This is a genomic window from Serratia sp. CY83965 (assembly GCF_052166375.1).
Taxonomy (GTDB): Bacteria; Pseudomonadota; Gammaproteobacteria; order Enterobacterales; family Enterobacteriaceae; genus Serratia; species Serratia marcescens.
In genome coordinates, this window is record NZ_JBJNOV010000003.1 from 320,238 (window position 1) to 336,474 (window position 16,237).

At 57.8% G+C, this 16,237-nt stretch carries 16 protein-coding genes; 3 read left to right on the forward strand and 13 right to left on the reverse strand.

Annotated features, from left to right (window positions below; all coding sequences use genetic code 11):
• Position 1 precedes the first annotated feature (1 nt).
• The 5 genes from ACJ8PL_RS09415 to puuR form a co-directional block, all read right to left on the reverse strand.
• The gene (locus tag ACJ8PL_RS09415; protein ID WP_016926996.1) at positions 2 to 955 is read right to left on the reverse strand and encodes a siderophore ABC transporter substrate-binding protein; all 954 of its coding nucleotides are present in this window, start codon (positions 953 to 955) and stop codon (positions 2 to 4) included.
• Positions 956 to 1,010: 55 nt separating this feature from the next.
• The gene (locus tag ACJ8PL_RS09420) at positions 1,011 to 2,999 is read right to left on the reverse strand and encodes a ligand-gated channel protein (RefSeq protein ID WP_033639853.1); all 1,989 of its coding nucleotides are present in this window, start codon (positions 2,997 to 2,999) and stop codon (positions 1,011 to 1,013) included.
• 243 nt (positions 3,000 to 3,242) lie between these two features.
• Positions 3,243 to 4,238, reverse strand: a complete 996-nt coding sequence (locus ACJ8PL_RS09425; RefSeq protein WP_016926998.1) for an ABC transporter permease — start codon at positions 4,236 to 4,238, stop codon at positions 3,243 to 3,245.
• On the reverse strand, positions 4,235 to 5,746 hold the full coding sequence (locus ACJ8PL_RS09430) for a sugar ABC transporter ATP-binding protein (RefSeq protein WP_028128354.1): 1,512 nt from the start codon (positions 5,744 to 5,746) through the stop codon (positions 4,235 to 4,237). Before ACJ8PL_RS09430 ends, ACJ8PL_RS09425 begins: the two co-directional genes overlap by 4 nt.
• 155 nt (positions 5,747 to 5,901) lie before the next feature.
• Positions 5,902 to 6,459: an HTH-type transcriptional regulator PuuR gene (gene puuR / locus ACJ8PL_RS09435; protein ID WP_016927000.1), complete on the reverse strand. Its 558-nt coding sequence runs from the start codon at positions 6,457 to 6,459 to the stop codon at positions 5,902 to 5,904.
• A gap of 395 nt (positions 6,460 to 6,854) precedes the next feature.
• Between puuR and ACJ8PL_RS09440 the strand changes: the two genes are divergently transcribed.
• Positions 6,855 to 8,273: a glutamine synthetase family protein gene (locus ACJ8PL_RS09440; RefSeq protein ID WP_028127730.1), complete on the forward strand. Its 1,419-nt coding sequence runs from the start codon at positions 6,855 to 6,857 to the stop codon at positions 8,271 to 8,273.
• A 535-nt stretch (positions 8,274 to 8,808) separates the two neighbouring features.
• Positions 8,809 to 10,176 carry an APC family permease gene (locus tag ACJ8PL_RS09445; RefSeq protein ID WP_004935642.1) on the forward strand — a complete coding sequence of 456 codons (1,368 nt, stop codon included), beginning with the start codon at positions 8,809 to 8,811 and terminating at the stop codon, positions 10,174 to 10,176.
• 72 nt (positions 10,177 to 10,248) lie between these two features.
• On the opposite strand, the gene sbcB is transcribed toward ACJ8PL_RS09445, so the two are convergent.
• Positions 10,249 to 11,679, reverse strand: coding sequence for an exodeoxyribonuclease I (gene sbcB, locus ACJ8PL_RS09450; RefSeq protein WP_079450253.1), 1,431 nt, complete (start codon positions 11,677 to 11,679; stop codon positions 10,249 to 10,251).
• A 180-nt stretch (positions 11,680 to 11,859) separates the two neighbouring features.
• Here sbcB and ACJ8PL_RS09455 point away from each other — a divergent pair, with 180 nt between their 5' ends.
• Positions 11,860 to 13,047: a tyrosine-type recombinase/integrase gene (locus tag ACJ8PL_RS09455; RefSeq protein WP_442531093.1), complete on the forward strand. Its 1,188-nt coding sequence runs from the start codon at positions 11,860 to 11,862 to the stop codon at positions 13,045 to 13,047.
• Here ACJ8PL_RS09455 and ACJ8PL_RS09460 read toward each other — a convergent pair.
• The 7 genes from ACJ8PL_RS09460 to ACJ8PL_RS09490 are packed head-to-tail and all read right to left on the reverse strand — an operon-like array spanning position 13,025 to position 16,235.
• Positions 13,025 to 13,219, reverse strand: a complete 195-nt coding sequence (locus tag ACJ8PL_RS09460; RefSeq protein WP_072008405.1) for a helix-turn-helix transcriptional regulator — start codon at positions 13,217 to 13,219, stop codon at positions 13,025 to 13,027. The two genes, ACJ8PL_RS09455 and ACJ8PL_RS09460, sit on opposite strands and share 23 nt — an antisense overlap.
• A 24-nt stretch (positions 13,220 to 13,243) precedes the next feature.
• Entirely contained in the window at positions 13,244 to 13,807 is a 564-nt protein-coding gene (locus ACJ8PL_RS09465; protein ID WP_442531095.1) for a 3'-5' exonuclease, read from the reverse strand.
• Positions 13,808 to 13,844: 37 nt separating this feature from the next.
• Positions 13,845 to 14,051, reverse strand: a complete 207-nt coding sequence (locus tag ACJ8PL_RS09470; protein ID WP_442531096.1) for a hypothetical protein — start codon at positions 14,049 to 14,051, stop codon at positions 13,845 to 13,847.
• A gap of 1 nt (position 14,052) precedes the next feature.
• A complete protein-coding gene (locus ACJ8PL_RS09475) occupies positions 14,053 to 14,421 on the reverse strand; it encodes a hypothetical protein (protein ID WP_442531097.1) in 369 nt (122 codons plus the stop codon).
• On the reverse strand, positions 14,411 to 14,596 hold the full coding sequence (locus tag ACJ8PL_RS09480; RefSeq protein ID WP_442531098.1) for a hypothetical protein: 186 nt from the start codon (positions 14,594 to 14,596) through the stop codon (positions 14,411 to 14,413). The genes ACJ8PL_RS09475 and ACJ8PL_RS09480 overlap by 11 nt, the downstream gene beginning before the upstream one ends.
• A 24-nt stretch (positions 14,597 to 14,620) precedes the next feature.
• On the reverse strand, positions 14,621 to 15,478 hold the full coding sequence (locus tag ACJ8PL_RS09485) for a hypothetical protein (protein ID WP_442531099.1): 858 nt from the start codon (positions 15,476 to 15,478) through the stop codon (positions 14,621 to 14,623).
• A gap of 1 nt (position 15,479) precedes the next feature.
• Complete coding sequence (locus ACJ8PL_RS09490; protein ID WP_442531100.1) at positions 15,480 to 16,235, reverse strand: hypothetical protein; 756 nt, start codon at positions 16,233 to 16,235, stop codon at positions 15,480 to 15,482.
• Between the last annotated feature and the right edge of the window lie 2 nt (positions 16,236 to 16,237).

Here is a 16,237-nt window from a genome sequence, read left to right on the forward strand (position 1 = left end):
TTTATCGCGCAGTGTGATTCAGCGCCTCGCTCACGCGTTCGACGACGTGTTGGGCGGTGACGATGCCGCCGGACAGATAGACCTCGGCCGCCGGCAGGTAAACCACCTGGCCTTTTTTCACCGCCGTGGTTTTCTTCAGTGCGGTGCCGGTGAGGATTTTCTGCGGCGCCACCGCGTTCGGCCGCCCGGTCGCGGCGTCTCTGTCGATGACGAACAGCCAGTCCGGATTCAGCTTGGCCACCTGCTCAGGCGTCAGCTTGTTGCCGCGCACGTCTTTTTCATCGGACTGCAACGCGGACGCGAAGCCGAGGGCGTCATAGACGAAGCTGAAACGGCTCTTGGGGGCGTAAGCGCTGATCTTGCCGCCGGAGAACAGCACCACCAGCCCGCGTCCGGCCTGGGCGGCCTGCGGTTTGACCGCCGCGATCTGCGCATCCAGCTTGTCGATCGCCGCCTGCGCCTGTTGCTGCTTATCGAACAGCTCGCCCAACTGCAAGGTGCGCTGTTTCAGGCTGCCCAACTGATCCTGCTGATCGACGGACATGTTCAACGTCGGCGCCAGCGTGTTCAGCTCGTCATAGGCTTTGGACGCCCGGCCGGCGATCAGGATAAGATCCGGTTTGGCGGCGCGCAGCACGGCCATATCCGGTTGGAACAGGGTGCCGGCATTGAGGTATTTGTCGTCCTGATAGCGCTTCAGGCTATCCGGCAAGTTCTTGCGGTTGCCGGGCAGCGCCAGCGGCTCGACGTCCAGCAGCTGCAGCGTTTCCAGCGAGGCGTAATCCAGCACCACGATGCGCTGCGGGTGCTTCTTCACCTCGGTGCTGCCGTTCAGGTGCTGGACGTTGACGGTGGCCGGGGTAGCGGCTACCTGCGTATCGGTTTTGCTGTGGCAACCCGCCAGCGCCATCGCGGCCAGCAGGGCGATCATCAGGGGGGAGCGGCGTAATTTCATGGAGCTTCCTCACGGTGATGGAATGAAAAGGGCGCGCGGCGCGCGCCCAGGGGCATCAGAAGTTGTAGGTCATGCCGACGGTGTATCGGCGGCCGTCCAGCGTGGTGTTGTAGTGATCGTAATCCACGGTCTTGTCGAGGATGTTGTAGACCCCGCCGGTCAGCTGCAGGTTTTTCGCCGCCTGGTAGCTCAGGCCCGCATCGACGAAGGTGTAGGACGGCGTGCTCTTGGCCATCGAGGTACGGCTCAGATACTCAGACGTTTTGCTGCGGAAATTAACGCGCGACCACAGGCTGAGGTCCTGCGTGGCGCGCCAATCCAGCACGGTGTTAACCATGTGCTTCGGCATCTGGTTGAGCGCCTTGCCCTGGAACTCGCCGCTCTTCTGCTCGGAAGAGGTGTAGGTGTAGTTGGTGTTCCACTTCCAGTCTTTGTTGATCTGCCAGCCGAAGGTGGCTTCTACGCCGCGCATATTGGCTTTGTCGACGTTGACGCGATCGCTGATAAAGTCGTAGACGTCATTGCCGATCTTACAGTCCGGCGTGTCTTCGCAGCGGCGCACTTCGGTGATCTTGTTCTTGAAGTCGGTGTTGAAGACGGTGACCCCGGCGTTGACGCCTTTCAGGCTATCCCACATCAGACCGATCTCTTCACTCAGGCTCTTCTCCGGCTGCAGATCCGGGTTGCCGACGATGATGCCTTTACGCACGCCGCCGCCGGTGACCTGGCCCCAGTTGGCGGAGGATTGGCGCAGATCCGGCGAACGGTAGCCGGCGGATACGCCGCCTTTCAGCGTCCACTGCTCGGTCAGGTGCCAAACGCCGTACATGCGCGGCGACCAGTGGCTGCCGAAGTTCTGATCGCGGTCCATACGGATGCCGCTGGTCAGGCTAAAGTCATTGGTCAGCGCCCATTCGTCTTCGGCGAACAGCGCCCAGCTCCAGCGCGTCAGTTGATTGACGTCTTGCGCCGAGCTTAGCTGGTTGCCACTGTCGCCCAGTTTCTCATAGCGGTATTGGCCGCCGAGGTTCAGCATGTGGGAACCCAGCTCGAACTGGTTCTGGGTGTTGAAGATGGTGTTGTACATCTTCATTTTGCGGCCCGGGTTGTTGGTCTCTTCCCGCTGAACGTAGCTGGTGGAGTTGCCGAAGTCGTAATAACCGTTGTGGGTCAGCGAGTAGTTGGTACGGGTGTAGAGATCTTCGCTGCGGGAAGTTGGGGTGCATTTGCCTTTGCTGCAGCGCTCCGCCACCACCGATTTGCCCGGCGTGCTGTTGCGATCCTGCAGCGAGCGGCCGATTTCGAAGTCGAATTCGTTTTTTTCGTCCGGGGTCAGGGTGAACACCGCAGTGCCGCTGCGCATGCGCTGTTCATTGTAACCGTTGACGATTTTATCTTCCGCGCGGCGTGAGAGCAGGCCGTTGACCCGCAGGCCGAGCAGGCCTTCAACCAGCGGGCCGGACGCGTAGGCGTTGGTCTGGAACAGGTCGCCGGAATCGCGGTTTTCCTGAAGGGTGGCATCGCCGTGCAGCGAGCCTTTCCACTCGGTGCGTGAGGTTTTGCGGGTGATGACGTTGATCACGCCGCCCATGGCGTCGGAACCGTACAGCGAAGACATCGGCCCGCGCACCACTTCGATGCGCTCAATGGCTTCCAGCGGCGGCAGCCAGCCTTGTTCGATGCCGGCGTTGTCGCTGTTCGGGCGGGTACCGCGGGTATCGACGCGCTTGCCGTCCACCAGGATCAGGGTGTACTTGGAAGACATGCCGCGGATGCTGATGTCGCTTTTGCTGCCGCCGTCGGTGACCACCACGCCCGGCACGTCTTTCAGCGCGTCGGTGATGTCGCGGTAAGCCTTGTCTTCGATTTGCTGGCGCGGGATCACCGAGATGGAAGCGGCGGAGTCCTGAATTTTTTGCTGGAAGCCGGAGGCGGTGACGACCATGGTGTCCTGGGTGTCGTTCTGCGGCGCGGCCAGTGCGGCGGTGGCGCTGAGTGAGGCAATCACCAGAGCGGCGAGCTTGCTGTAACGTGGCGTTTCCATGAGGTGAACCTTTCCTGGATTGAAGTGAAAGTAATTAACCAATTGAATTTCTAATGAAATCATTCATCGTTCGCTGAGAAATACTTCGCTTCGTCAGCGTTGCGTGAGGGTATTGTAAGGATTTTTTACTGAATGTAAACGCTAATGATAATTCATATCATTTGTATGCTTGTTATGCTGGCGGGAAAGGGTAACCGGATGAATTAAAGGGAAAAGCGGCGCAGCGGGCGTGCGCCGGGGGGATCAGCGTTTCTGGATGTAGGTGATGGCCAGCGCCAGCGCCAGCACCAGGCCTTTGATAATGTCCATGGCGTAGTAGGGCACCGACAGCATCACCAGGCCGTTTTGCAGCACGCCGAGGATCACAGCGCCGATCAGGGTGCCGAGCGCATTGGGTTTGCCGGAGCCCGCCAGCGAGAAGCCGATATAGGCCGCCGCCACCGCGTCCATCAGATAGCCGCCGCCGGCATTGACCTGCGAAGAGCCGATACGTGACGCCAGCAAGATGCCGCCAAGCGCCGCCAGCCAAGAGGAAATGACGTAAGCGGCAACCCTGTAACGCACGGTGCGGATGCCCGACAGACGCGCCGCCTCGGGGTTGCCGCCGATGGCGTACATCCGGCGGCCGTGCTTGGTCAACGACAGAAACAGCTGCACCGCCACGGTGACCGCCAGCATGATCAGCACGATCACCGGCACCTGGCCGAGGGCGGAAAACACCTCCGGGATCAGGCCTTCCGCCATGTCGCCATTCGGCAGCACCATGTTTTGGGTGATGGAACCGCCGTAGCTGTAGGTCATCGCCACGCCCTGGATCACGAACAGGCTGGCCAGCGTCGCCAGCATATCGGGAATTCTGAACACCACGATCAGCAGGGCGTTGAACAGGCCGACCAGTGTGCACAGCAGCAGCGTCACCACGATGGCGCCGGTGGTGCCGAACCCGTGCCAGACGAACAGTGAAATCACCAGCGCGTTGGCCAACGAGGCGGTTGAGCCGACCGACAGATCGAAACCGCCGACCGACAGCGAGATGGAGACGCCGATGGCGATCACTGTCACGATGGCGATCGAACGCAGGATATTGATGATGTTGTTGGCATCGAGAAAATTGTCCGACGCCAGGCCAAACAGGGCGATCAGCGCCGCCACGGTCAGCAGCATGCCCCACTTGTAGAGGAAATCGAACAGCTGTTGGCGCCAGGGCAGCGCCGGCCGCAAGGCAAATTCTTTACTCACGCAGGGGTTCCTCCGGTGGAATAGAGCAATAAGGTTTCTTCGTCGATGTCGGCGGCGTTCAACTCCGCCACGATGCGGCCGTCCCACAGCACGCAGATGCGATCGCACAGGCCAATCAGCTCGGCGAACTCGCCGGAGGCGTAAATCACGCCTTTGCCGGCGCGGGCCAGGCCGTCGATCAGGCTGAACAGCTCCTGTTTGGCCTTGATGTCCACGCCCTTGGTCGGCTCATCGAAGATCAGCACCTCGGCGTCGCCGCGCAGCCATTTGCCGATCGCCACTTTTTGCTGATTGCCGCCTGACAGGCGCGCCAGCCGCTGTTGCGGGCCGGAGGCGCGAATGTTCAGACGCTGCATGATCTCGCGCGCCCAGCGCAGTTCTTGCCGCCGGTTGAACAGGCTCCAGCGCGAGAAGCTGTCGTCGGCGCTGACGCTCAGGTTCATCGGGATCGCCTCGTCGATGAAAATGCCTTCTTTGCGGCGTTCTTCCGGCACCAGCGCCAATCCTTGTTCGACCGACAGGTGCGGCGCGCGTGGCGCCCAGGGCTGCCCGCGCAGTTCGCCGCGCTCGAGCTGCACGGCGCCGGCGCCGAACAATGCCTTGCACAGTTCGGTTTTGCCTGCCCCGGCCAGCCCGGCGATGCCGAGGATCTCGCCCTCATGCAACCGCAGCGAAACGTCGCGCAGCTTATGGCGATCGCGCAAGCCCTCCACCTGCAGCAGCGTTCGCTCTGGGTGCGGCGGGCGCGGCGGCGGGAAAATGTCGTCCAGCCGATGGCCGAGCATCTTCTCGACGACCTGTTCGCCGCTCAGCCCGCGCATGGCGTCTTCGCTGACGCGCCGGCCGTCGCGCAGCACCGTCAGCCGATCGCAAATGTCGCTCAGTTCATGGATGCGGTGGGAAATAAACACGATGCCGATGCCTTCGGATTGCAGGCGGCGCACCACGTTAAACAGGCGCTCGCTCTCGGCGCGATCGAGCGGCGCGGTCGGCTCGTCGAGCACCAGAAAACGGCAGCGGTGCGACAGCGCGCGCGCCAGCAGCACCTGCTGTTTTTCCGCCAGCGTGCAGTCCGCCAGGCGTCTGCGCGGGTTGAGCGGCAGCGCCCATTGCTGCAGCAGCTGCGCGGCGCGGCGGTGCAGCTCCGCCCAGTTCAGCCAGTGGCCCGGCTCGTTCAGCCAGTCAAGCATGATGTTTTCCGCTACCGACAGCGTGGGGATCAGCGCGACGTCGACCTCTTGCTGCACCACGTGAATACCGTGACGGCGCGCCTGCAGCGGGGAGTGGATCGCCACCGGCTGGCCGTCGATCAGGATCTCGCCGCGATAATGATCGTGGGCGCCGGAGAGGATCGCCATCAGCGTCGACTTACCCGCGCCGTTGGCGCCGACCAGCGCATGGATTGATCCGCCCTGCAGCGTGAAGTCCACGTCCTGCAGCGCGTTGAAGCCGGCGAAGGCGATCGAGATATTGCGCATCTCGAGGCGTGAAGGCGTTGCGGTTGACATAGGGTAGTAAGGCCGTTTAGATGTTTAGATGGCTGTTTTGCTCTGTTGTAACACAGATTGCGCCGTTGGCAACCAACAAAATGGCATAACGGCGATGAAAAACGTGGAGAGGCAGGGGCGCAACCCGCGTCAGGCTGCGCCGGTGCGAGAAGCGGTCAGAAGGTGGTAGGGGTGTGTGCGCTGACGATGCGGCAAATGCGCGCCGACGTATTGCTGAAGCTGTGCGGAATGCCGGTGTTGATGGCGTAACTCTGACCGGCGGTCAGGCAATAGCTCTGGCCGTTGATGGTCAGCACGATCTCGCCCTCCAGCAGGGTGCCGATCTCTTCGCCCTGATGCTTGATCTTTTCGCCGGTGGTGGTGCCGGGCTGGTAGGTTTCCAGCATCATCGCCAGGTTGCGCGTCGGGCTGCCGTTGTGCACCAGCTTCATCGACACCCCCTGGCTGCCGATCTCAATCAGATCTTCGGCGTCGATCACCACGCGCGGTTCGTCGACGGCCTCCGGTTCGGCAAAGAATTCAGACAGCGACAGGCCATACACCTTCAGCAGCTTTTGCAGCGTGCTGATGGCCGGGCTGACCTTGTCCTGTTCGATGGTGCTGATCGCACTGTGGGTTAACCCGGACAGTTCGGCGACCCGGCGCTGCGACAAACCCAATTGCTGACGGATCTGTGACAGGCGTTTGCCCGGTGCCAAGCTGGCTTCGCTCATAGCGGTACTTCCTTCTGGTAAGGGCGACAGGTAGAAATGAAGATCGCTATCGGGTGCCTGTCTGGTCGATAACGATGCTGCATGATATCGGTAGTTAGGGTGGGTTTGGAAAATATATTGCCCATATTCACTCTCGGTGCGTTGGACGAAATAGTTGACGTAAAAATGGCAGCAAGGCCTTTTCGGTCAATATTTTATCAATTTAGCAGTCGGTGATGAATAATCAAACAGGATTGTAACATTTGCAAACCCATTCTGTTAATACTATGTTTCATATTGTGGATGTTATTTTGAGCGCCCGGCAGCGGCGCGACCTGGCGAGAAATCCAATCATGTGTTGAATCGAACGGCGGACGGGCGCTAACGCGCCTTAAGAGCATAATGGCGGGTGACGTATGCAAACCAATAGCGCAGCAGTTGAACATTTTGCACAGCATCATGAAGAGAGGCGAAGTAGCGCGTTCCAAAATGAGGTTGCTCATTATTTGGAACGCCATCCCGCCACGCAGTATGTCGATATCCTTCTCACCGATCTCAATGGTTCCTTCCGCGGCAAGCGCATACCCGTCTCAGGGTTGAAAAAACTGGAAAAAGGCAGCTACTTCCCCGCGTCGGTGTTCGCCATGGACATCCTCGGCAACGTGGTGGAGGAGACCGGCCTTGGGCAGGAGCTCGGCGAGCCTGATCGCATTTGTCTGCCGGTGCCCGGCTCGCTGACGCCGTCGGCCGCCGATCCGGAGCATATCGGCCAGGTGTTGCTGACCATGCTGGATGAAGATGGCACTCCCTTTGACGTTGAACCCCGTAATGTGCTGAACCGCGTGTGGCAGGCGCTGCGACAGCGCGGCTTGTTCCCGGTGGCAGCGGTAGAGCTGGAGTTTTATCTCATCGATAGGCTGCGCGACGCGGAAGGCGATTTGCAGCCGCCGTGTGCGCCCGGCACCCAGGAGCGCAACACCCAAAGCCAGGTGTATTCCGTCGATAACCTGAACCATTTCGCTGAGGTGCTGAACGATATCGACGCGCTGGCGAAGCTGCAGGGGCTGCCGGCGGACGGCGCGGTGGCGGAGGCGTCGCCGGGGCAGTTCGAGGTCAACCTGCGTCATACCGACGATATTTTGCTGGCCTGCGATCACGCGCTGGCGCTGAAGCGGCTGGTACGGCTGGTGGCCGAGAACCACGGTATGCACGCCACCTTTATGGCCAAACCCTATGAGGATTACGCCGGCAGCGGCATGCACGTGCATGTCAGCATGCAGGACGGGGCGGGCAACAACCTGTTCGCCGACGGCGAAGGCGAGGATTCACCGTTGCTGAAACAGGCGCTGGCCGGAATGATCACCCTGATGCCGGCGTCGATGGCGCTGCTGGCGCCGAACGTCAATGCCTATCGGCGTTTCCAGCCGGGGATGTATGTGCCGATCCAGGCCGCCTGGGGCCACAACAATCGCACCGTGGCGCTGCGCATCCCCTGCGGCGAACCGGAGAATCATCGGGTGGAGTACCGCGTGGCCGGCGCTGACGCCAATCCGTATCTGGTGATGGCGGCGATCCTGGCCGGCATGCTGTACGGGTTGGACAACGCGCTGCCGTTGCCTGAGCCGGTGACCGGCAACGGGCTGGAGCAGGAGGGGCTGCCGCTGCCGATCCGCCAGAGCGATGCGCTGTACGAGTTTGAACATCAGCACGCGTTGACCCACTATCTGGGCGAGCGTTTCACCCAGGTTTATCACGCCTGCAAGACGGACGAATTGCTGCAGTTTGAACGGCGGGTGACGGAAACAGAGATCGACTGGATGTTGAAAAATGCCTGAATGGGCGTATAAAGTAAGAAGTATGTGCGGGCGACCGGCCTGCCGGTAGCGGATTAATTCGCCTGCCGGGCTGGTTTTCCGTTCGATCGACAAAAAGAATTTGTATTTGAGGGCTTCCGGATCTTGTCATCCGGAGGCATTCTGGTGCAAAATATCTCAAATGCAGATAGCCGACGTTTTGAAAGCGTCGGTTATTTTTTTTGCATTTAGTTTTACCAACGTAGCGTTTCATACACCAAGCGAGGCCGGACACCGATCCGGATAGATAAATAGTTTCGTGCACGATCAAACAAAACTTTATGGTCGTGACTCATGAGGATTAGAAAGATGGGGCAATTTTTCACTTTAGCGCCGGTGCCCGCCGGTTTCCGCTGTGGCCGCAGCGACTATGGAGCAGCCGAGGTTAACTCGACCCGTTATCCAGCTTACAATCCCCTTCTTTTAGAATTAAGTCGCTCGTTGCGAAGTTTCCCCGCAACCTTAAGTCTTGGCGTGTCCGCCATCCGCAAGGCTCAAGGTAAGGGGGGGCTGAACAATGTCCGATAACACCCTTAACGCCGCTCCGGCTCAGCGCACTCAGCTGCGTAAAACCCTGACATTGGTTCCGGTAGTGATGATGGGTCTGGCTTATCTGCAGCCAATGACCATCTTCGATACCTTCGGCATCGTATCCGGCCTGACCGATGGTCACGTCGCGACCGCGTACGCCTTCGCTCTGCTGGCGATCCTGTTTACCGCCCTGAGCTACGGCAAGCTGGTGAAGAAGTTCCCTTCCGCCGGTTCCGCCTACACCTACGCCCAGAAAGCCATCAGTCCGCACGTCGGCTTTATGGTGGGCTGGTCATCGCTGCTGGACTACCTGTTCATGCCGATGATCAACATTTTGCTGGCCAAGATTTACCTGGAAGCGATCTTCCCGGGCGTCCCGTCCTGGATCTTCGTGGCGGTGCTGGTCGGGTTGATGACGATTTTCAACCTGCGCGGCATCAAGCTGGTGGCTAACCTGAACTCCATCATCGTGGTGGTGCAGGTGGCGATCATGATCGTATTCCTGGGCCTGGTGATCAACGGCGTTTACCACGGCGAAGGCGCCGGTACGCTGGTCAGCAGCCGCCCGTTCTGGTCCGATAACGCTCACGTGGTGCCGATGATTACCGGCGCGACCATCCTGTGCTTCTCGTTCCTGGGCTTCGACGGCATCAGCTCGCTGTCCGAAGAAACCAAAGACGCAGAGAAAGTGATCCCGAAAGCCATCTTCCTGACGGCGCTGATCGGCGGCATCATCTTTATCGTGGTGTCTTACTTCGTGCAGCTGTATTTCCCGGACATCTCGCGCTTCAAGGATCCTGACGCGTCGCAGCCTGAAATCATGCTGTACGTGGCGGGCAAGTTCTTCCAGTCGGTGATCCTGGTGTTCTCCTGCGTGACGGTATTGGCGTCAGGCATGGCGGCGCACGCGGGCGTTTCGCGTCTGATGTATGTAATGGGCCGCGATGGCGTGTTCCCGACTCGCTTCTTCGGCTATGTGCATCCGAAGTGGCGTACCCCGGCGCTGAACGTGCTGCTGGTTGGCGCCATCGCGCTGTCCGCAGTGTCGTTTGACCTGGTGACCGCGACTGCGCTGATCAACTTCGGTGCGCTGGTGGCCTTCACCTTCGTCAACCTGTCGGTGATCTCGCAGTTCTATATTCGCGACAAGATGAACCGCACCGTGAAGGACACGTTCAACTACCTGATCTTGCCGGTGATGGGCGCACTGACCGTCGGCGCGCTGTGGATCAACCTGGAAGCCAGCTCGATGACGCTGGGCCTGGTCTGGGCGGCCATCGGCCTGATCTACCTGGCCTTCGTCACCCGCAGCTTCCGTCTGCCGGTGCCGCAAGCGAGCGAAGACGCCGCCTAAGCGCGAGCCGTCTCCTCAGCCACAAAAAAGGCCGCTTTCGCGGCCTTTTCCTTTTCTGCTTGCTGCGGGTTTTTATCCCACCAACTCTTTGCCGTAATCGAACAGCGCTTTCAGCAGGGCGGTTTTCTCTTTGTCGCCTTCGTGCAGGTTATACAGCGATTCGAGCTGCAGCAGATAGCTCTGCACGCGCTCCGCGCTCAAGGCTTCCTGACGGTGTTGCAGCCAGCGGCGCTGCTCGGCGTCGTCCAGCGTATTCGGGTAGTTGCGCGCGCGGAAGCGGAACAGCAGCTCTTTCATGCGGCCGTCGCTGAAGGCCAGATCCAGCGCCGGCAGGTTCTGCGGCTTGGTCTGCTGGATAATCCTCATCGCCGCCTTGTCGGCGTCGCTGAAGAAACCGTCGTACAAGCGGGCGTCGACGTCGTCGGCGCCTTTGAACGGCTCGGCTTCGGCGAACAGCGCGACCACTTTCTCGCGCACTTCCGGATGCTGTTTCAGCAGCTGCAGATTTTGCAGACACGCCTGACGATCGATGCCCAGCCGCTCGGCGTTCTCCGGCAGCAAGGTTTTGGCCGGCGCCAGCACCGGACATTTGTTGATGTGCACCAGCTTGATCGGCACCGGCGCCTGATCCGGCGCCAGATCGTCGCGGCGGGTGTACAGCCGTTCACGCAGTTGCTCGGCGCTCAGCGTCAACAGCGGCGTCATGTCGCCGGCCAGATCGCACATGATCACCGCGTTCTTGTTGTCCGGGTGCCAGGCCAACGGCGACACCCAGCTGGTGTTGCCGCGCGCCGCGCCGAACATGCCGGAGACGTGCACCAGCGGCGTCATGTCGGCGACGTCGATCAGGGCGTTCAGCTTGTGCTTGTTGCGGTGCTGCAGCAGGAAATCGAACAGCCGCGGCTGCGCCTGCTTGACCAGCTTGGCCATCGCGATGGTGGCGTAAACGTCCGACATCGCATCGTGAGCCTGCGTGTGTTCGACGCCGTTGGCGCGCGTGAGGTGTTCGAGGCGGAAGCTGGGGAAACCGTCTTCGTTTTCCGGCCAGACGATGCCGTCCGGGCGCAGAGCGTAGCAGGCGCGCATCACATCCAGCAGATCCCAACGCGAGTTGCCGTTTTGCCAGCTGTAGGCATAGGGATCGTAGAAGTTGCGATAGAAGATATTGCGGCTCACTTCGTCATCGAAACGGATGTTGTTGTAACCGAGAATGCAGGTGCCGGCCACGCTGAAGGCCTGATGGATTTGGCGGGTGAACTCGGCCTCGTTAACGCCTTTGGCTCGCGCCACCTGCGGCGTGATGCCGGTGATCATCACCGCCTCGGGTTCCGGCAGGTAGTCGTCGGCCGGGGCGCAGTAGATGACCAGCGGCTCTTCGATAATGTTGAAATCCATATCGGTGCGCACGCCGGCGAACTGCGCCGGGCGGTCCAGCGACGGGCTCTTGCCGAAGGTCTCATAGTCGTGAATATAGAAAGTATTCTGTCTATCGTTGTCTTTCACTGTCTAGGGTTGTCCGCATTTGTTATTTAACGTACCGATTTAAAAGTGTTTTTTAGCGCTTTAACTGCCTTGTTTGTCCATTCTTGCATAAGATTGTATTCACTTGTTTGCCTTCGTCCATGTGCTATTGTGTACAGGTTTGGTACATAACCTTAAATCAACTGCGTACAAAAAATTATTATGGCTCTCAGCGATACAAAACTGCGCTCACTACATGGTAAACCATATTCGGGAAGTCCTGAAGTGTCCGATGCCGATGGGCTTAGCGCCCGCATTTCGCCCAAAGGGGTAATCAACTTTCAGTATCGATACCGGTGGCATGGTAAAGCCCAACGATTAGGGATTGGCAGGTATCCTGCAGTCGCTTTGAAAGAGGCTCGTGCAATCACATCAGAGCTGCGAACTCTCTATGACCGAGGGGTAGACCCGCGCCAGTATTTTGATAAAAGCGGAGATATCTGCAACAGGGCAACGGTGAAGGACTGTTTGAATTATTGGAAGGAAAACTACGTCGATGTCTCGCTTCGTGATAACACCAGAGAGCTGTATAAATCGACTGTCATTAAACGTTTAAGTGATGCTTTTGAAGGGCGTCCAGTAGCAGAGATTACTGTTAAGCAATGGGTTGATTTGTTTACTCAAGAGGAAAGGGAAAACAGCAGGCGGGCGCGGCAACTACTTGTCCAGTTGCGATCAGCAATGGGGTGGTGTATCCGTCGGCATTTTATACCCGACTGCTCAGTAATGAAGGTTGAGCCTCGTGACGTAGGGAGCCGTTCTGAAACCGGGGATAGAATTCTTACTTATTTTGAGCTGGCAGAAATTTGGATCGCCATAGAGCGCAGCAGGGCATCCACTTCAAATAAGCTTTTGCACCAAATGCTCATGCTCTGGGGAGCGCGGTTGTCCGAGTTGAGGTTATCTGAACGGCATGAGTTTGATCTGAGAGAAATGCTCTGGACTGTACCAAAAGAGCACAGCAAAACAGGAAAGGAAATCCGGCGTCCGATCTTCAAGCAAATTGAGCCGTTGCTGGAAAAGGCAATGCTGACGTATGACAAGGTTCTTTTCCCAGGGAATTTGATCACGGAACCTCTAACGATCTCTGCTGCCAATCGTTACATAAAACGCATTCGTGAATGTCTGGATATAGGGTATTGGCGTGCGCACGATTTCCGGCGGACGTTGGTGACACGCCTATCAGAGGAGGGAGTAGCCCCACACATTACGGAAAGAATGTTGGGGCATGAACTGGGTGGAGTGATGGCCGTCTACAACAAGCATGATTGGATAGAAGGGCAAAAGGAAGGGTATGAGATACATGCCGATAAGCTTTTCTGGCATGTTAAGAAGCAGCTTTCTGGTTGATTCCGCCGTTGAGTATCCACTGATTAACCGCACTCTCTAAATATGCTTTTGGGTGAGTGCGAACCGGCTTAGGGAAACAGTGTTTGTTCTGGTAGGTGTACATGGTCGATCGTGACGAAATGCCAAGCTTCGCCATGACCTCCTTTTCAGGGATTAGGTTGATGTCTTGCATAGTTACCTCGGGAAGGCTGGTGGGTTATTCTGCTGCTGGAAAAAGGCGCTGATAAATTGCGGAAACATACTTCGCCTGGTGGATAGCATCGGCTAAGGCGTTGTGGCGCTCGCCGTCAAACGGCATATCACGCTTAGGATCAAAGCCAACCTCGCGGCCTAGCTCAACGATAGTGCGCACATCCCTGTCGTTGTACCACTCCCACGGCAACGGAACGCATTCACGCTGGTAAGACTCACGCAGGATCACGTTATCGAATACAGCGCCGTTTCCCCACACGCGCAGGCTACGAGGATTGGCGACATTGGCCCGGATAAACTTATTCAGGTCATATAACGCAGACAGCAACGACGGGGCACCGTCAACGCAGATAGCTGCGCGGGCTTCGCTGCTTTGCTTCATCCACCAAATAATCGTATCGGCGTCAGGTGTCGCCTTACCGGCCATGACGCTTTGCAGGTCTACGGCGGTGTAGAACTGCTCGCCAAGTTCGCCGGTGTGCGGATTAAAAAGCACAGCGCCGATAGTCAAGATAGGGGCGCTGGGCTTCTTACCCAGCGTTTCAAGGTCAAGCATCAAATGGTTCATCTATATTTATCCTGGGTGTTAGGCGTTAGTGTCATGGTCAATATTCCAGTTTCGTATCGTTTTTAAGCCCGCGCTCAGCACAGAGCTTGACCCAAGCCTTTTCTGCGGCCTTGGAGAAGAATTTTGCCCGGCATGATTTACCCTTGCGAATGGCCATAAATCCACGGCTGCGATCCATAAGCGTTTTATTGAATTCTGACGCTGCCGGGACAAGCACGTCATACAGATAGTCAGCAGTTCCCATCCTACTCATCCCCCTCTACGGTGAAGCCAGCCTTCTTGATAGCAAACCGCGTCATCATCCCGTGGTAACGCCCCTGGCTATCCGCCGGAGGCAACCGCACCGGCGTATCCAGCTTGGCTTCCAGCTCGGCGATGCGCTTTTTCAGTTCCTGGTTTTCAACGTTCAGCGATGCCGCTGCCTCCCAGTTAACAGCGGATTCGTGTTTCAGGGCGGAGACGTACTCTTGCGAGTAGAAAGGTGTCGTGTATTTCTCGTAGTCTTGGTGGTATCGACTCTCCAGCCCGCGTTCTTTGTTTCGGTTGGTGCACAGATTCCCGCGCTCGTCAGTCCACGCCACCGGCTTGCTCAGTTCGCTCAGCTTATTGTCCATGACGGTAATCCTTCATGTAGTCCAGCGCCTTCAGAATGATCCAGCAGTAGAGGCTGAGTAACACGCCAGCGATGAAGTAACCGAAAGGGCCTGAAGCAGTGACTTTCATGGCAGAAACCAGAAGCACTGACGCGACAAAAATTAGTGTACGAATCACACCGATGAATATATTCATTGTTCTTTCTCCTAGGCCTCGGCCCTATACAAAACACATTCCAGAATCACAGAACTGCACCAAATCCATCTGAGCGCCTTTGCCGCCGCTTGGTTTTAGTGGTGCCTCAGCAAGTGGGACACCATATTTTGTCAGCCACAACCACGGCCAAATTTTCTGGATCTCCCTCTCATGCTCGCAGGCCCGCTGGAAGTCTTCAGGAACGTTCTCTTTCATGAACAACCACAGGTCGTCATCGCGGTTTGGGCACATCCAGCAGAGCGATGCGGGTGGCGTTGGGAGGCCGTAATCTTCTACGCACTGGATGCACATCTGCTTTGTCAGCATCATGTCGATGAGTGGATAACGGCGGCGCCATTTCCCATCTGTGACCTTCATGCGACGCGCCGCCTCTTCAATACTGATCCCCATCCACATATCAACGCCGCGCTTTGTGAGATACCTTTCTCCGTATTTATCATTGAGGAATCGCTGAATTACCTCGCGCTTCCACTTATCACTACAGAAGGCGGGCTTTTTGCCTGTACACCCCCCGTCCTTGTCACGTCCGTTCCGCGTGGAGAAGTATCCAGGCAATGGCTCATCTTCATCTGGCCCGACGATGTCGTAGGTGGCGTAAAGGCTTTTCGGAACGATGTGATATTCGATGCCGACTTCATCGCAAAGCACCTTGATATGCTTGGCTTGGTATGTAAAAACGTTGCTTGCTTCGCGCTCGGTGTCCGACATAACGATCACGTCGGGCTTTGGCAAGACGCCAGCATGAATCAGGCAGATCATTGCGTTGCTCTGGGTTCCGCCACCGCTCGAAAGCACATTGAAGCGTTCTGGGTTGTGCTTAAACTGGCGACGCGGGATGAAGGATTGCATGAACTTACCCACGTTAAACCTCCAGTGAGAGCTGAGGTGTGAATCGTTCAGCCTCTGCGTTGTATTCGAGCGTGCCTGGGCTGTTAAATGCCTCGATTCGCTCAGCCAGAACTGCTGCCCGCGTTTCTTTCGACGCTGGCGAATACGCACCTTTCCACTTTTTATCGATGCCGATGTTGCGGGCTACGTTCGTGCTGTCAGCACTGGAGAGCGGCAATTTCGTGAATATCTGTGGGTTCAGCATGCGTAGTCCGTGCAACTTGCAAATCGGCTGGCCGTGCTTATCGACAACGTGCCGGATAATGTCTTTCATCCGTGTAACTGCAAGCACTGGCCTGCGCACGTCATACTCGCCGCAGCTGCCGATGGCAACGCGGGGATACTCATGGCATAGACGGATAAACCGATCGTCTGATTCGTTCATGTGCCATACCGGCACGCCGACGAATTTTCCGTGCGGCCACTCGCCGAGCAATGCATCGTTCTCAGCTGCGCCACCGTCGATCACATCGGGGATAATCGCAAAGTCGAATCCAGGGTGATTTTTCCAGCGCTCAACAAACGCGTAATAATCCGACCAGTCAATTTTGTTTTTGCCTGCCGCCTTCCACGCAGAAAACGCGCCGTTGTCGATGGCAAACGACTGGCAGATTTCAGCAGCCAACCCGAGCTGACTGTCGTGCACAAAAGAGATAAACGCATGCCGCGCACGCCAGGCTTTCATAGCGCACGTATCAGGCGTAATAGGGCCGCCGTGATAGTGGATCATTA

What these genes read in the sequence shown, in the direction of transcription:
- ACJ8PL_RS09490 (WP_442531100.1), bottom strand. Translation starts at nt 16,235, where the DNA reads ATGATCCACTATCACGGCGGCCCTATTACGCCTGATACGTGCGCTATG.
- ACJ8PL_RS09415 (WP_016926996.1), bottom strand. Translation starts at nt 955, where the DNA reads ATGAAATTACGCCGCTCCCCCCTGATGATCGCCCTGCTGGCCGCGATG.
- ACJ8PL_RS09475 (WP_442531097.1), bottom strand. Translation starts at nt 14,421, where the DNA reads ATGGACAATAAGCTGAGCGAACTGAGCAAGCCGGTGGCGTGGACTGAC.
- ACJ8PL_RS09480 (WP_442531098.1), bottom strand. Translation starts at nt 14,596, where the DNA reads ATGAATATATTCATCGGTGTGATTCGTACACTAATTTTTGTCGCGTCA.
- ACJ8PL_RS09440 (WP_028127730.1), top strand. Translation starts at nt 6,855, where the DNA reads ATGCAAACCAATAGCGCAGCAGTTGAACATTTTGCACAGCATCATGAA.
- ACJ8PL_RS09465 (WP_442531095.1), bottom strand. Translation starts at nt 13,807, where the DNA reads ATGAACCATTTGATGCTTGACCTTGAAACGCTGGGTAAGAAGCCCAGC.
- ACJ8PL_RS09430 (WP_028128354.1), bottom strand. Translation starts at nt 5,746, where the DNA reads ATGTCAACCGCAACGCCTTCACGCCTCGAGATGCGCAATATCTCGATC.
- ACJ8PL_RS09455 (WP_442531093.1), top strand. Translation starts at nt 11,860, where the DNA reads ATGGCTCTCAGCGATACAAAACTGCGCTCACTACATGGTAAACCATAT.
- ACJ8PL_RS09460 (WP_072008405.1), bottom strand. Translation starts at nt 13,219, where the DNA reads ATGCAAGACATCAACCTAATCCCTGAAAAGGAGGTCATGGCGAAGCTT.
- ACJ8PL_RS09420 (WP_033639853.1), bottom strand. Translation starts at nt 2,999, where the DNA reads ATGGAAACGCCACGTTACAGCAAGCTCGCCGCTCTGGTGATTGCCTCA.
- puuR (WP_016927000.1), bottom strand. Translation starts at nt 6,459, where the DNA reads ATGAGCGAAGCCAGCTTGGCACCGGGCAAACGCCTGTCACAGATCCGT.
- ACJ8PL_RS09470 (WP_442531096.1), bottom strand. Translation starts at nt 14,051, where the DNA reads ATGGGAACTGCTGACTATCTGTATGACGTGCTTGTCCCGGCAGCGTCA.
- ACJ8PL_RS09445 (WP_004935642.1), top strand. Translation starts at nt 8,809, where the DNA reads ATGTCCGATAACACCCTTAACGCCGCTCCGGCTCAGCGCACTCAGCTG.